A 14,412-nucleotide genomic window follows, 5' to 3' on the forward strand; every position below is an offset into this window, starting at 1 on the left:
AGCAGGGATTCGCGCCGCTTTTTGGCCTGTGACGGAAAATCGCAGGTCGCTACTTCGTGGTCTCCGGGTAGGCGACCGAGACGATCTGCTTCTCGCCCGAAGCGGCCTGCGCCTCCAGCCAGAGCATGGGGCTTTGCATGGCCTCCGCCGGGATCTCCACGTCGACGTGCAAATGATCGTCGTGCACGTCGGCCTTCGCCTTCATCGAGCCGACGGCCGATTCGAGTCCGTACCACATGCGCAGGGTCTCCGGGAGCTTGCCCGACTTCACGTTGGCATTGATCGTCACCGTCTCGCCGGGGGTGGGAGAGGCCGCCGCGTCGAGGACGAGCGTGGCCCCTGCGATCTCGATGGACCCGAGATCGACCGCACCGCGCTCCTCCATCTCCGCCGCGTGATCGTTCGGCTGCTCTGCGCCGTCTACGTGCTCTCCGGGCGCATGGTCATGCCCCGCGTGTTCGTCGTGCGCCTCGCCGCCTCCGCAGCTGCCGAGGACGAAGAGGCTGGACGCGCAGAGAAGGCTGACGAATGGAAGCGAGTTACGCATGACGAATAGGGGCGCCCTGGGCGCTGGAGGTCGGGACGGATCGACGACGCTGGAACACGAGAGAATACCCCGCGGGCACGACGACGAGATTCAGGAACGTGGAGGTAATGAGGCCGCCGAGGGTGACGATGGCCAGGGGCGCGAGCAGCTCGCTGCCTGGCTTGCCCGCCGCCATGGCCAGTGGAACGAGGCCCAGCGCCGCGGAGATGGCGGTCATCAGGATCGGCACCAGCCGCTCCATCGAGCCCTGGAAAACGGCGGTGGTCACGTCCGCGCCCTCGGTTTCGATGAGGTGGTTGTAGTGTCCGATCAGGAGGATCCCGTTGCGGACCGCGATGCCGAACAGCGTGATGAAGCCGACCATCCCGGCGATGGACAGGATGGGCGGGGAGTAGTTCGGGCTGCCGCCGAGGAGGGCCGCGAGGTTCGCCAGCGCCGGAGCGGGCGACGCGATGAAGATCGAGGCGATCCCGCCGATCAGGGCGAGCGGCATGTTGAGCATCACGAGCACCGCTGCGCGCAGCGAGCCGGTCGAGATCTGCAGCAGCATGAGCATGAGGATCGCCACGAGACCGCCCGCCACCGCGATGGTGCGGGCCGCGGCCTGCTGGGCCTCGAACTGGCCGCCGTAGTTCACCGTGAAGCCGGACGCGGACACGATCGGATCCACGCGCGCCTTCACTGCCGCCACCAGGTCGCCGAGGTTGGAGCCCTCCGCCACGTTCAGGGAGATGACCGCCTTCCGCTGGGCGTTCTCCCGCGTGATCAGGTTGCTGGATCGCTCGGGCCCGATACTCGCCACATCGCCGAGGCGAACGATCGCGCCCTCGATGCCCTCGAGCTGGAGATCGCGGACCTGGCGGATCGATTCACGCTCCGCTGGATCCAGCCGCACGACGAGGTCGTACTGGCGAACGCCCTGGTTGACCTTGGCGACGACCTCGCCGTAGATCGCCTGGCTGACCTGCTCGGCCGCCATGCCCGGCGTCAGGCCGGCCGCCGCGAGATCGCGCCGACGGTACTCGACGGGCAGGGACGTGATCATGACCTCGCGGTTCGCGTTGACGTCGCGGGCGCCCGGCAGCTCCTTCAGCTCTTCCTCGATCTCCTTGGCCACGGCCCGCAGACCGGCGAGGTTCTCGCCGTAGACGCTGATCGCCACGGCCGCCGGCGTCCCGGAGAGCACATGGCTCAGGCGATGCTCGATCGGCTGCCCGATCATCGTCGTGATCCCCGGAACCGAGGCGAGCAGCGCGTCGATCTCGTCGCGCACCCGGTGGGCATCCGCGCCGTCCTCGAGGCTCACCTCGACCTCGGAGTTGCTCACGGGTTCGGCGTGCTCGTCGCGCTCGGCTCGCCCGGTTCGACGCACCACGGCGTGAACACCCTCGATCGCCGCGAGCTGGCGCTCCACGCCGGTGGCGAGGCGGTCGCTCTCTTCGAGCGAAGTCCCCGGTGGCGCCAGCAGGAAGATCGTGAACGTGCCCTCGTTGAACGAGGGCAGGAACGACGTCCCGAAGCTGGCGGCCACCCAGAGCGCCGCGACCGTGGCCGCCGCGGCGGCCCCCAGCACCGGCACCCGCAGGCGGATCGCCAGGCGCAGCGTCGGTGCATAGGCTCCTTTGATCGCGCGCACCACGAATCCCTCGCGCGTGGCGTCCTCGGATCCGAGCTTCCCGCGCAGCAGCAGCTGGCAGAGCGCAGGCGTGACCGTGAGAGCCACGAGCAGCGACGCGAGGATCGACACGATGTAGGTGAGCGCGAGCGGCTGGAAGAAGCGGCCTTCGAGCCCTTGCAGGAACAGGAGCGGGAGGAAGACCATCACGATGATGATCGTCGCGAAGACCATCGCAGGGCGTATCTCGTTGCTCGCGTCGAAGATCACGTCCGGGACGGCGCGGCGCTCGGCCTCCGGCAGCCCGCGATTCTGGCGCAGCCTTCGGAAGACGTTCTCCACGTCGATGATCGCATCGTCGACGATCACGCCGATCGCCACGGCGAGACCGCCGAGGCTCATGACGTTGAGCCCGAGGTTCATCCCGTCCATGAGCAGCAGTCCGACCGCGAGGGAGATCGGCATCGCCGTCAGGGTGATGATCGTCGTGCGAAGGTTCATCAGGAACAGGACGAGCACGAGCAGCACGATGATCACCGCCTCGGCGAGCACCTTCGTCACGTTGTCGACGGCTCGCTCGATGAAGTGCGATTGACGCACCACGTCCCGATTGAGCTCCATGCCCGGAGGCAGCGTGGTCTCGATCTGATCGAACAGTGCGTCCAAGGCGGCCGTCAGGGCGAGCGTGTTCGTGCCCGGCGACTTCTGAATGGTGAGGACGACGGCCTTCGCGCCGTTCTCGGAGGCCGTGCCGCGCTTGAGCGCCGGGCCGAGCTGCACGTCAGCCACCTGCCCGATCGTCAGGGGCACGCCGTCCTCGAAGCGCACGACCGTGTCCGCGATATCCTCGGCGGCCGTGACGCGGCTCTTCTGGCGGATCGGGATCTCCTGGCTGTCGACGTTCGTGAGGTAGCCCGCGCTCGCGGTGCTGTGGGCCTCGCGCGCCGCGTCCGCGACGTCGCCGATGGTGAGCCCGTGGAGCCGCAGGCGATCCTGGCTGACGTTGACCTGGTACTCGGGCAAGTCCCCGCCGATCGCGACCGCCTGGGCCACGCCGGGGACGGCAAGCACCTTGTTGCGCAGATCGAACTCCGCGTAGGAGCGCAGCTCCAGCGGGCTGATCTCACCTCCAGGTGACGAGAGCGAGATCAGCATGATCTCGCCCGCGATCGACGTGATCGGCGTGATGAACGGGATCACCTCGGCCGGCAGATTCTCACGAACGGTCGAGAGCCGCTCGGCCACGAGCTGGCGCGCGTCGTACAGATCCGCGCCCCAGTCGAGGTCGACCCAGACGATGGAGAGGCCGATCGCACTCGCGCTGCGAACGCGGCGCACGCCCGTCATGCCGTTGACGGCCGACTCGATGGGGAAGCTGACGTATTGCTCCACCTCGTCGGCCGCGAGCCCGCCCGCCTCCGCCATGATCGTCACGGTGGGGGCGTTGAGCTCGGGGAACACGTCCACGCTCATCTCGGGCAGCCGGAGACCCGCGTAGCCGACGATGAGGAGCGCCGAGAGCAGCACCAGCGAGGAGTACTGCAGCGAGAAGCGAATGAGCGCGCGCAGCATCAGTCCTCCCCTTCGTGGAAGGTGCCGTCCGCGTGAAAGTGTCCGCCCTTCTGCATCGTTCCGCTCGTGGCGAGCATGAGCTGGAACGAACCGTCGAGCACGACCTCGTCGCCGTCGCGCAGGCCGCTCAGCACGGAGATCCAGCGCCCGTCGTTCGCGCCGAAGTCGCCCTCGACGCGGATCACCTCGGCGGGGTTCTTCGGGTCGCGCCGGAAGAAGACCGAGTGGAGTCCATCCTGACGGACGGCCGCCAGCGGGATCGCGAGCTCTTCGCTCTCGGAGGCCCGGAGCACGATCTCCATCTGCGCCGTGACCCCCGGACGTGCCCAGGGAAGGAGCGCCTCGGGTTCGACGAACAGGTCGATCGTCCGGTTCTGCGAGTTGCCGCCAAGACCGATCTGAAGCGGCCCGGACATGGTCTCCTGCAGGCTCACGGAGCCCACGGCGTTCGATGTTCCCGGCGGCGTGATGCGAGCCATGAGCCCGTCGTCGAGCGCGCCGAGATCGCTCTGGAGTCCCATGCCGTGGAACCGGAGCAGCTCCGGCCGCACGGTCGTCAAGATCAGCGCTCGCTCGTCGACCCAGGTGCCGCTCGTCACCCCGAGCGACTCGACGCGGCTCGCGTTCTGGGCCATCACCACGATTTCCGTGAGCGCGCGCCAGCGCGGCTGAACCTTGCCATCCGGGCCGGTCACTTCCTCGAGCAGGGCGGCGCGCGTCAGGCCCGTATCGGCGGCGAGCGACCCGAGGAGGATCATCCGCAGATTCGACAGACCGTCGACCTCCACCTGGTTCTTCGTCTGGGCCACCCTGATCTCGGCCTCCTTCTCGTGGGCACCGGCGAGGTCAGCGCGCGCCGTCGCCAGAGCCCCACGCGCGGTGAGGAGCTCGGTGACGCGACCGCCCCCGGCCTCGCCGAGCTGCTCGAGTCGCTCGACGCGGCTCTCCTGGATCTGGATGCTCTCCTCGAGGCGCGCCTCGTGCTGCGCATGGGCTGACATCAGAGACGCGTACGCATCGATCTCGGACTGGAGCTTCAGTACGGCGGCCTCGGTTTCCGCCAGCCGCTCCTGGAGACCATGGAGGCTCGGCGAGCTCAGGGTGTAGAGCGGCTGGCCCGCCTCGACGCGCTCCAGCTCTCGTACATGGAGCTCGACTCGACCCGCGATCGCGGTTCGGTACTCGTCGTGCGCCGAGGGCAAGAGCTCGAAGCGCCCGGGCACGCGCAGCGTGCTCTCGATGGCACGCCGCTCGACGCGGACAAAGGTGATGCCGAGGTTCTGTCGAACGGCGGGCGGGACCGCGATCCGATTCGCATCTGCGTTGGCCGCTTCCCCGGCCGCGTCGTGCGCGTGGTCGTGTTCGTCGGGAGTGGATTCGGCCCGCTGGTCGCAGCTCCAGAGGGAGAGAGAGACGAGGCAGCCGAGGAGTACCTGCCGGAGGAGAGTGGGAGTCATCATGGCTGGTGCGCTTCCGTGGCGGCTGAGCTGGCATCCTGTGCAGCGGGCTCGGGGTTGGGTGGCCCGACGAGCTGGGCGAATTGAATCGGTGGCCCGACGAGCTGGGCGAGTTGAATTCGGGCGGTCGCCTCGCTGACCTCGAGGTCGAGCAGTCGCGAGGCGGCGTCGTAGCGACGGCTCACGGTCTCCAGTAGCAAGAAGGCGTCGACATCGCCGAGGCCGGCGAGTTCGTCGATGGTGCGCGACTGTTCTTCGAGGAGCGGGCTCAGCTCGCCTTCGATGGCCTCGCGCTGCTCCCGGACGGAGCGCAGTGTCATCGAGGCGCGCTCTGCGTCCCGGACGATGCGCTCCAGGGCGACCTCCGCGGCCACGCGCGCGACCTCACGGCTCGCGCGCGCCTTCGCGATCGCCTGGGCGTTGCGATTCAGAAGCGGGATCGGCAGGGAAAGCTGGAACGGGATCCGCGTGTCCTCGCCTTCGCTGCCGGGGCCGACGCCGAGGCTCAGGTCCGGGTACTGCTGTCGGATCGCGAGGCGCAGGGTCTCCTCGGAGAGCTCGTACTCGGCGTGCAGCACGGCGAGTTCCGTGCTCGTGGCCAGGATTCGCTCGGGCGTCAGGGCACCTGTATCCTCGAGGCTTTCGACGGAGGGAGCGAGCAGCTCGATCGGCGCGTCCGGGGCCAGCCCGATCAGTCCGAAGACCCTCACGCGCGCCAGGTCGGCCTCCAGCTGGACCCGGAGCAGCTCCGCGCGCCGACCCACGAGCTCGATCCGGATCAGGCGGCTCTGTGCGCGACTGAGCACGCCGGCGGTCTCCAGCTGGCTGGCGATGCTGCCGATCCGTCCAACCTGATCGAGGAGCTCCCTGAGCAGAGCGCGACGACGGTCCAGGGCGGACCACTGGAAGTAAGCGGTCCGAAGTTCGGCACGAACGCGCCATTCCGCGTCCGCGATACGGCGCAGTTCCACGTCGAGAGCCGCGTTCGCTCGATCCTTCTGGACCTGGAGGCGGCCCGAAACGGGCAGGGTCAGGAACAGCAGGCCGCTGTAGTCGAGGCCGGACTTCGGCGAGAGGATCTGGCCGCCGCTGAACTGAAACACGGGGTCGTTCCAGAGTCCGGCGTTGTCATGGCTGGCCCGCGCGACGCCGGCGCGCTCACGCGCGAGGCGCAGGTCCGCGTTGTAGAACTGCGAGAGCGCCTCGCATTCGGCAAGGCTCGCGCCGTCCTCGAGATCGAAGGCGTCGGTCCGGGGCGGAGAGGCCTTCGGAGGCAGGACGATACGCTCCCTCACGCGATCCATGTGATCGGCGAGCTGGAGCGGGATCGGCTCGTAGGACTGGCACGCCAGCGTGAAGCTGGCGAGCGACCATCCGATGAGCTGAAAGGTGATTCGGCGGCCCGCCTGGAAAGAAGGCGGGCACGGGCCGTCCGCAGGGACGGCGCGGTAGGGATGCATGGGAGTTCCGCGAAGCGAAGGAGAAAACGGAGGCGCAGCGATGGCCTCGTCGGATCACTCCGGACGGGCCAGGCGACTGGTATCCGCTCAAATTCGCAGGGGGAACGTTCCGGGCAGGAGCCCGTGAGGTCGCACGCAGCCGGGCGGCGCGCGCGAAAGCGGCGGCGCAGCCGTCATGGGGGCAGGGGCCGGCAGCGCGGTCCACGCCGTCAGGGGCACCAAGGCCAGGACGGGGCTGAAGTCGAGGCTCCGCGCCTCGAAGGCATCGTCCGAGCCGTCCACGGCGACCTGGAAGCAGGTCGAGCAGCCGTCGCTGTCCTCGAGGGAGGGCTGTCGTTGCTCGGGCCGGGCGGGCGTCGCTTCGTGCTCGTGGGAGCAGCTGCAGGCCACGGGCGCAGACTCCTCGGCGCCGCAGCAGGACTCACCGGACGGCGCCGCCCATTGCAGTCTTCCGTGGCACACGTCCAGCGTGAGTCCAGCCGGCCCGAGGGCCGCCTGGATCACGAGCGCGACCAGCAAAAGAGTGCGGTGGAAGAGAGCCATCAGAAGAAGGTCGGCAGTGGGGACGAGCAGCTCAAGGCCGAACCGAGAAATTCAAGAACACCTGGGGCATCGAGTCTACTTCCCCCGCGCGGCGGCCCGCCGGGCGCGCGCCGCCATGCGGGCGGCGTGGCGCTCCCGGAGCGGCTCGATCCGCTCCAGCGCTCGCTGCTTGACCACCGCGCAGTCGAACACGAAGTCCGCGGGACCCGCGCCTTCGAGCCGGGCGATCGCATCGGCCACGGACAGGGCGGTCATCACGGAACCATCGACGTTCGGATGAAGGAAGTCCGGCTGGAGGGCGTCGGTGACGTCACCGACCTCCCAGGTCTGGCCTCGGATCTCGATCGCCTCGCCTGCGACGATCGCGTGGAACGACGCCGAGAGGTCCACGACCGCGACGTTCTGGCGTTCGGACGCCCACTCCAGAATCCGCGCGTTCATGGCGAGGCGATCCTCCTCGCTGGGCAGCTGGAAGAAATGGATGATCGGTCCACCCAGAGGTCCCTTTCCGTCGAGTGCATGGGTGACATCCGGGATCGTGCCGATGATCAGGGGGCAGTCGATGGTCTCCAGCCACTGGAGCCCCTTCTCCAGGCCCGTCATCCGGCGCGGGTCCCTCTGGCGATCGACGCCGCAGCCGTACCAGAAGAGAAAGTCGAGGGCGACCACGAGGCTCGGCTCGCCCCTGCGTGCCCAGGTGACCTGCCGGGCGCCGATGACCGTGGGGGCCATGAAGAACTGGCTGGTGCTCTTCTCGCTGAGGCGGACCCCGGCGTTCGCGTCCGAGAGGCAGGCGGACAGAAACGTGGCGAGCGGGACGTTCCCTTCGGTTCCCAGCTCGGAGGCGTTGCCGAATCCATCGGTGGCGCTCGCACCGATCAGCCGAACGTCCCGAAGGAGGGGAGAGGCGACATCGGCAGGGCGGGTCGATCGGGTGGGGGCCGCTTCTTGTCGCAGTGCGGCGAGGGTGGGTGGGCCTGCAGCGGCTGCGGCGAGAACGAAAGCGGCGAGTCTCGAGTAGTTCATGACGGCGTGGGGGAGGCAGCCGGCTGGGTGGGAACGCCGACTTCGACCTGCTCCAACAGGATACGTTTAGGGACGGCCCACCGCGTTCTAAAGTGAGACTCATGACGTGAGGCTTCGCTCCTGGCGTGTTCCCCTCCATCGGGGTGAACCTGCCCCGACGTCCCTCCGTCCACCGGTCCCGAAGATCCGCGCTCCACGCCTGCCTCGCCACCATGTCCATCCTCCACCGAGCCCTCGCCAAACCCGTGCTTTCCGGGCTGGCCTTCGTCGCAATCAGCGCGGTGTCCGCGCCGGCCGCAAGCCAGATCACGCCTTCCAGGAGCGTCTCGATCCCGCCGGCCGTGAATCGTCCGCCGACCTCGGCGACGTACGTGCTGTCCGACCTCACGCCGCTCTTCACCGAGGGCAGCCTCGGCCCGGTCGAGCGCAACCAGAGCGTCGGCGGCCTCGGTGCGAACGACGGCACGCCGCTCGTGATCGGTGGACAGTCCTTCAGCAAGGGCCTCGGGACGCGCGCGCCGAGCGTCATCGCCTACGACCTCGGCGGCACGGGGGTGTACTTCTCTGCCTGGGTAGGGCTCGATGACGCCGCGCCTGCGGGTGGTTCGGCGCGCTTTCAGGTCCTCGGCGACGGCGCGCTGCTCTACGACTCGGGGCTTCGGCTCGACACGAATCCCGCGCTGTTCACCGGGCGAATCGACGTGCGAGGCGTGCGCGAGCTGCTCCTCGTCACGCTGGACGCCGACGACGGGTTCACCTCCGATCACGCGGACTGGGCGCAGCCCGTTCTGGTCAGCAAGGGCCGGCAGCCCGTTCGCGACGGGCGCGCGATTCGCCGCGTTCGTGGCCAGTGGGAGCCGGTGCTCAGCTGGCCGGTCCAGCCGATCCACGCGACGCTTCTTCCCGACGGCTCGATCCTGAGTCACGCGGGCGTCGCCGCGTCCGGCCCGGGCGATCCCTCGCCCGGGGCGAGCCACGATTCGACGCGCGTGGACGTCAGCGATCCAGCGACGTTCTCGCACTTCACCGTCGATCATCCGACCGAGGAACTCTACGGCTCGGGGCAAGCGCGCCTCGCCGATGGCACGCTGCTCGGGCTCGGTGGCTTCGCCGGACGCAACGGCGGCGCCGCTTCCGGGCAGCCGTTCGGTCGCGATCAGGCGAGCCTGTTTCTGGAGGGTTCAGGCGCGTGGATCCCCGCCGCGACGATGGAGTCGGCGCGCTGGGGCACGACGGCGCTGACGCTCGGCGATGGAAGCGTGCTCGCGCTCGGCGGCAGCGATGCCGCCGCGCCGGGAGCGCTGCGACCTGAGGTGTTCCTGGGCGGCGCCTGGCGAACGCTTCTCGGCGTCGATCTTTCGGGCTACCTGAGCGTCGGCAACGCGCCGCTCGATCTCACGTATCCGCGCGCCCACGTCGCGCCGGACGGTCGCGTCTTCTGGTCCGGCTGGGACGAGAAGATGGGGATGATCGACGCGCGGACGGGGACGGGCGCGTGGAGCTTCCAGTCCACGCGCGAGGGCATTCGCCGCGCGTGGGGCACCTCCACCCAGGTGCGGCCCGACTACGTGGTTCTGAGCGGTGGCGTGGATCAGATCGCCTCCAACGGAAGCGCGGTGCGCTCCGCTCTGCGCTGCTCGCTGGGCGGAGCCAACCCGACGGTGCAGGCCGTCGATCCGATGCTGTTCCGCCGCGCCGACCACAACGCGACGATCCTGGCGGACGGAACGATGCTGGTCACCGGCGGCAACGCCGGGCATGCCGACGGCGTGAGCGCGTCCCCTTGGCGCGTCGGGGAGATCTTCGATCCGGTCACCGGGAAGTGGAGCCTGACGTCGCGCGCGCGGCGCGCGCGCGGCTTCCGCTCCGCCGCGCTTCTGCTTCCCGACGGCCGCGTCTGGACCGGAGGCGGCCAGGATCCGCTCAGCGCCCAGGTCTACACGCCGCCGTATCTCTTTCGCTCGGACACGAGCGGTAGCCTCGCTCCGCGGCCGCTGATCCAATCGGCGCCCGACGTCGCTGCGTACAGCCAGACCTTCGCCGTCGGCATGGCGTCGGGGGCTGCGATCTCCCGCGTGACGCTGGTGCGGCTCGGGAGTTCGACCCACGGCACCAACTCGGACCAGCGCTTCCTCGAACTCGGGTTCAGCCAGGCGGGCGCGACGCTTTCGGTCACCGCGCCCGCGCGGGGCCACGAGGCGCCGCCCGGCCACTACATGCTTTTCGCGTTCGACGGCGTGGGCGTGCCCTCGGTGGCGCGGATCGTCCGCTTCGGTCCGCCGCGGCCGACCGCGTGGCAGCTTCTGACCTCGACGAACGGCAGCGCACCGCTGGCGCGTCACGAGACGGCGGCGGTCACGGTCGGCGGCAAGTTCTACCTGATCGGCGGCCGCGGCTTCCGCCCGACGCAGGAGTACGATCCCGTGAACCGCACGTGGACGAGCGTCGGCGTGCCTCCGTTCGAAATGCACCACTTCCAGCCCGTCGTCGTGGATGGGCTCGTCTACGTGGTGGGGGCCTTCACCGGCGGCTACCCCAACGAGCAGAACGTCGTCTCGGTGTACACGTGGGATCCGCAGACGAACGTCTGGCAGGTCGTTTCGTCGGTGCCGGCTGCGCGAGCGCGCGGCAGCGCCGGGACCGCGATCCATGACGGCAAGATCTACCTCGTCGGCGGCAACAACCAGGGACACAACGGCGGCGCGCGGCCTTGGTTCGACTGCTTCGATCCGGCCACGAACACGTGGACCGTTCTGCCGGACGCGCCGCGGGCGCGGGATCACTTCCTCGCGTCGGTGGTGGGGAATCGGCTCGTGCTCGCGGGCGGCCGGACGACGGATCTTCCGAACCCCTTCGACAAGACGATCCCCGAGGTCGACGTGTACGACTTCACCACCGGCCTGTGGAAGACGCTGGCCGAGAACCTGCCGACGGAACGGGCAGGTACGATGGCGGTGCCGATCGGCAGGCACGTCGTCGTGATGGGGGGCGAGAGCAACGCGATGACGCCCGCGCACGGAGAGGTCGAGGCGCTCGACGTCTTCGCGGAGCGCTGGACGACGCTGCCGTCGCTCGTGACGCCGCGGCATAGTGGCGGCGTCGGCGTGCTCGACGGGCGCGTGTTCCTCGCGGCCGGTTCGGGCAATCAGGGGGGGACCCCGGAGCTCGGGACGGCGGAGCTGCTCGCCGCATCCGACGTGCTCGCCGCGGAGCCGCTGAACCTGATCGTGAACGGCGGGTTCCAGCGAGGTCTCGACGGCTGGGCCGTGGCGGGCGGCGGCGAACTCGTGGCCGACGCCGGGATCGCAGCTCCCTCGCTGCGGCTCGTCGCGGGCAGCGTGCAGAGAACCGCGCCGGGCCAGCCCGGTCAGGCCTATGCGTCCCGCATGCTCTATCGTCTGACGGCCGGCGGGTCCGCGGCCCTGCGCATCGAGTACCTGAACTCGGGCGGTTCGGTGATCGGTCAGGCGCAGAGCGCGCTGTCCGTGAGCGCGGCCTGGCGGACGGCGGAGGTGCTCTTCTCCGCTCCGGCTGGTACGGCGGCTCTGCGCGTCGTCGCGGCGGTGTCCGGGTCGGCCGAGCTGACCGTGGACGACCTGACGCTCGCGCTGAGGTAGCTCCAGGGTTCCGGGGAAAGCGCGGGAAGGGCGCGTTGGAGCTCCCGGCGTGGAGTACAACGGGGCCCATGCAGATCTCCTCATTCCGACGAACTCTCCCGACGGCCGCGTCCTGTGGGCTCGCTCTCCTCTCCCTTGGCCTGGGCGCCTGCGCCGCGTCCGACGAACAGGTGCGAGAGGACGTCCTCATCGAGGCCGTCGTGCCGGCCGCCACGATTTCCCACGACGTCTTCTTCACCTTCCGCGAGCCGACCGACGCCAGCATCGACGGGCTGATCGCTGCCTGTGAGAAACTCCGGATTCTACCGGGGGTCATGCACCTGACCGCAGGCCGACGGGATCCGGCGCAGACGCGGGACGTGAACGAGCAGACCTTTCACGTCGCGCTGCACGTGGAGTTCGAGGACCAGGCCGCTTACGACGCCTACAGCCCTCATCCCGTCCATCAGGCCCTCGTCAAGGAATTCATCCCCCTGACGAGCGCGGTGGTCGTCTACGACGCACTGATCGGGGACATGTAGCCCCGCGCGATGGCCGCGGCGCGTGATCCGTTGTGGCGCCGCGGAGAAAGCTGGTGTAAAACCCCGCGGATGTCCGTTCCCGAAGACCCCGCCCTCGTGGCGACCGAGTTCCTGGAGTCCATCCAGGGCGACTTCAAGATTCTGGCCAGCCTGGATCCCGAGCTCCGCGAGCGCCTCCTCAAGGCCGCCGGCCTCGTTTCGAAGCCGGATCGCCTCTCGCGGCGGAACCTCTCGCGCGAGCGCCGGCGCCTGAAGAAGATCGAGCGCCGCGAGTCGGAGCGGGCGCTCCTGAACCAGGCGGGCATCCGGCAGCTCCGTGAGAACCCGATCTTCCAGACGCCTCGCCGTCGCGCTCTTGCGGGCCAGGACATCCAGCTTCAGCTCGGGCATGCGCAGGATGGGGCGCCCGAGCGAGAGGAGCTTCCGCCGCCGATCGGGGAGGCCGCCAGCGATCGCCACTGCTACACGTGCCAGCAGCCGTATCGGAAGATTCATTTCTTCTACGATCAGCTCTGCCCCGAGTGCGGCGACTTCAACTACGCCAAGCGCGAGCCTGTGTTCGACCTGACGGGTCGCGTCGCCCTCGTGACGGGCGCGCGCGTGAAGATCGGCTACCAGGCCGCGATCATGCTGCTTCGCCAGGGCGCCCACGTGATCGTCGTCACGCGGTTTCCCCGCGACGCGGCCAGCCGCTATGCCAGGGAAGAGGACTTCGCCGAATGGGGGCACCGCCTCGAAGTGCACGGGATCGACCTCCGTCACATCCCCAACGTCGAAGCGCTCTGCGCGCACCTCCTGGAAACGCACGATCGCCTCGATTTCCTGATCAACAACGCGTGCCAGACCGTTCGCCGCCCACCGGGGTTCTACGGCCACCTGATGGATACCGAACTCGACGCATCGCGCCAGCTCGGGTCGAAGGAGAAGCAGATCCTGCGCCTGGACACGGGCCTCGCGATCGTCGATCACGGCCCGGGTTTACCCGCGGCGGCCCTGAGCCAGGTGCCGCTCGTCGCCGGCGACGACGACCACAGCGAGGCGCTCTTTCCGAAGAACGCCTTCGACGCGGACCTCCAGCAGGTCGACCTGCGCGACGTCAATAGCTGGCGTCTCAAGATGGCCGAGGTGCCTACGGTCGAACTCCTGGAGGTCCACCTCGTCAACGCGGTCGCGCCGTTCATCATGAACGCGCGCCTCAAGCCGCTGATGATGGCACCGGGCACGCGCGACGCGCATATCGTGAACGTCTCCGCCATGGAGGGCCAGTTCTACCGCACCTTCAAGACGGACCGCCACCCGCACACGAACATGGCGAAGGCGTCGCTCAACATGATGACGCGCACGTCGGCGATGGATTACGTCGAAGACGGCATCCACATGAACAGCGTGGATACGGGCTGGGTCACCGACGAGGATCCCGCGCGCCAGGCCGCGATGAAGCGCGAGATGCACGGCTTTCATCCGCCGCTCGACATCGTCGACGGTGCGGCGCGCATCGTGGATCCGATCTTCGATGGTCTCCAGACGGGCAAGCACGTCTGGGGCCAGCTGTTGAAAGACTACCGGCCCACCGACTGGTAGCGCTGGTCAGGCTCCGAGGCCGATGTCGAAGGCTTCCAGGTCTTCGTCGTCGAGCTCTGCGCGAAGGTCCTCCAGGCGCGTCCCTAGCCACTTGCTGCGACGCTTGCGGGGTGCTGCCGACCAGCGCTCCCTGGCGAATCGGCCCATGGCGTCGTCGTCCCACACGTCATCCGCGTGTAGCTCGAAGTGGCCGTCTTCCGGCTCATACACCTCGCCTCTGTGTCGATCGGGGCCCCGGTTGGCCTTCCAGCTGTGGCTCATCTTGGTTCTCCTCGTGAGCATGTTGCGACCGTCAGCCGTACCCCACAACGGGGCCCTGGCTCGGTGCTTTTCCACTCACCCCCTAGCTCCGGAAGGCGTGCCTGCCGAATGGCGAATTTCTGAGATTCTTGTGGGACCACCAGAGGAGGATCCCTGATGCAAGGGCTCGTGAACTGATTGGGCAGCGGACGCACTTCCTGGTAGATAAGCCG

At 68.8% G+C, this 14,412-nt stretch carries 10 protein-coding genes; 3 read left to right on the plus strand and 7 right to left on the minus strand.

What is annotated here, in order from left to right; genetic code table 11:
• Positions 1-49: 49 nt before the first annotated feature.
• From Poly30_RS08070 to Poly30_RS08095, 6 genes are all read right to left on the minus strand, one after another.
• Entirely contained in the window at positions 50-547 is a 498-nt protein-coding gene (locus Poly30_RS08070; protein WP_145196099.1) for a hypothetical protein, read from the minus strand.
• A complete protein-coding gene (locus Poly30_RS08075; RefSeq protein WP_145196101.1) occupies positions 540-3,734 on the minus strand; it encodes an efflux RND transporter permease subunit in 3,195 nt (1,064 codons plus the stop codon). The genes Poly30_RS08070 and Poly30_RS08075 overlap by 8 nt, the downstream gene beginning before the upstream one ends.
• Positions 3,734-5,194, minus strand: coding sequence for an efflux RND transporter periplasmic adaptor subunit (locus tag Poly30_RS08080; RefSeq protein WP_145196103.1), 1,461 nt, complete (start codon positions 5,192-5,194; stop codon positions 3,734-3,736). The genes Poly30_RS08075 and Poly30_RS08080 overlap by 1 nt, the downstream gene beginning before the upstream one ends.
• Positions 5,191-6,651, minus strand: a complete 1,461-nt coding sequence (locus tag Poly30_RS08085) for a TolC family protein (RefSeq protein WP_145196105.1) — start codon at positions 6,649-6,651, stop codon at positions 5,191-5,193. The genes Poly30_RS08080 and Poly30_RS08085 overlap by 4 nt, the downstream gene beginning before the upstream one ends.
• 87 nt (positions 6,652-6,738) lie before the next feature.
• Positions 6,739-7,194: a hypothetical protein gene (locus tag Poly30_RS08090; RefSeq protein WP_145196107.1), complete on the minus strand. Its 456-nt coding sequence runs from the start codon at positions 7,192-7,194 to the stop codon at positions 6,739-6,741.
• A 75-nt stretch (positions 7,195-7,269) separates the two neighbouring features.
• Positions 7,270-8,220, minus strand: coding sequence for a hypothetical protein (locus tag Poly30_RS08095; protein WP_145196109.1), 951 nt, complete (start codon positions 8,218-8,220; stop codon positions 7,270-7,272).
• A 212-nt stretch (positions 8,221-8,432) separates the two neighbouring features.
• On the opposite strand from Poly30_RS08095, the gene Poly30_RS08100 reads away from it, so the two are divergent.
• From Poly30_RS08100 to Poly30_RS08110, 3 genes are all read left to right on the plus strand, one after another.
• Positions 8,433-11,837, plus strand: a complete 3,405-nt coding sequence (locus Poly30_RS08100; RefSeq protein ID WP_145196111.1) for an NPCBM/NEW2 domain-containing protein — start codon at positions 8,433-8,435, stop codon at positions 11,835-11,837.
• Between the two features lie 68 nt (positions 11,838-11,905).
• Positions 11,906-12,358 (plus strand): Dabb family protein, encoded by a 453-nt coding sequence (locus Poly30_RS08105; RefSeq protein ID WP_145196113.1) that lies wholly within the window; start codon positions 11,906-11,908, stop codon positions 12,356-12,358.
• A 69-nt stretch (positions 12,359-12,427) separates the two neighbouring features.
• Positions 12,428-13,939: an SDR family NAD(P)-dependent oxidoreductase gene (locus Poly30_RS08110; protein WP_145196115.1), complete on the plus strand. Its 1,512-nt coding sequence runs from the start codon at positions 12,428-12,430 to the stop codon at positions 13,937-13,939.
• Positions 13,940-13,945: 6 nt separating this feature from the next.
• On the opposite strand, the gene Poly30_RS08115 is transcribed toward Poly30_RS08110, so the two are convergent.
• Positions 13,946-14,221: a hypothetical protein gene (locus Poly30_RS08115; protein ID WP_145196117.1), complete on the minus strand. Its 276-nt coding sequence runs from the start codon at positions 14,219-14,221 to the stop codon at positions 13,946-13,948.
• Between the last annotated feature and the right edge of the window lie 191 nt (positions 14,222-14,412).

The sequence above is a fragment of the Saltatorellus ferox genome (genome assembly GCA_007751475.1).
Taxonomy (GTDB): Bacteria; Planctomycetota; UBA1135; order UBA1135.

Excerpts from the sequence above, each read along its gene's own strand:
- Poly30_RS08070 (WP_145196099.1), bottom strand. The coding sequence starts at position 547 with ATGCGTAACTCGCTTCCATTCGTCAGCCTTCTCTGCGCGTCCAGCCTC.
- Poly30_RS08075 (WP_145196101.1), bottom strand. The coding sequence starts at position 3,734 with ATGCTGCGCGCGCTCATTCGCTTCTCGCTGCAGTACTCCTCGCTGGTG.
- Poly30_RS08080 (WP_145196103.1), bottom strand. The coding sequence starts at position 5,194 with ATGATGACTCCCACTCTCCTCCGGCAGGTACTCCTCGGCTGCCTCGTC.
- Poly30_RS08085 (WP_145196105.1), bottom strand. The coding sequence starts at position 6,651 with ATGCATCCCTACCGCGCCGTCCCTGCGGACGGCCCGTGCCCGCCTTCT.
- Poly30_RS08090 (WP_145196107.1), bottom strand. The coding sequence starts at position 7,194 with ATGGCTCTCTTCCACCGCACTCTTTTGCTGGTCGCGCTCGTGATCCAG.
- Poly30_RS08095 (WP_145196109.1), bottom strand. The coding sequence starts at position 8,220 with ATGAACTACTCGAGACTCGCCGCTTTCGTTCTCGCCGCAGCCGCTGCA.
- Poly30_RS08100 (WP_145196111.1), top strand. The coding sequence starts at position 8,433 with ATGTCCATCCTCCACCGAGCCCTCGCCAAACCCGTGCTTTCCGGGCTG.
- Poly30_RS08105 (WP_145196113.1), top strand. The coding sequence starts at position 11,906 with ATGCAGATCTCCTCATTCCGACGAACTCTCCCGACGGCCGCGTCCTGT.
- Poly30_RS08110 (WP_145196115.1), top strand. The coding sequence starts at position 12,428 with ATGTCCGTTCCCGAAGACCCCGCCCTCGTGGCGACCGAGTTCCTGGAG.
- Poly30_RS08115 (WP_145196117.1), bottom strand. The coding sequence starts at position 14,221 with ATGCTCACGAGGAGAACCAAGATGAGCCACAGCTGGAAGGCCAACCGG.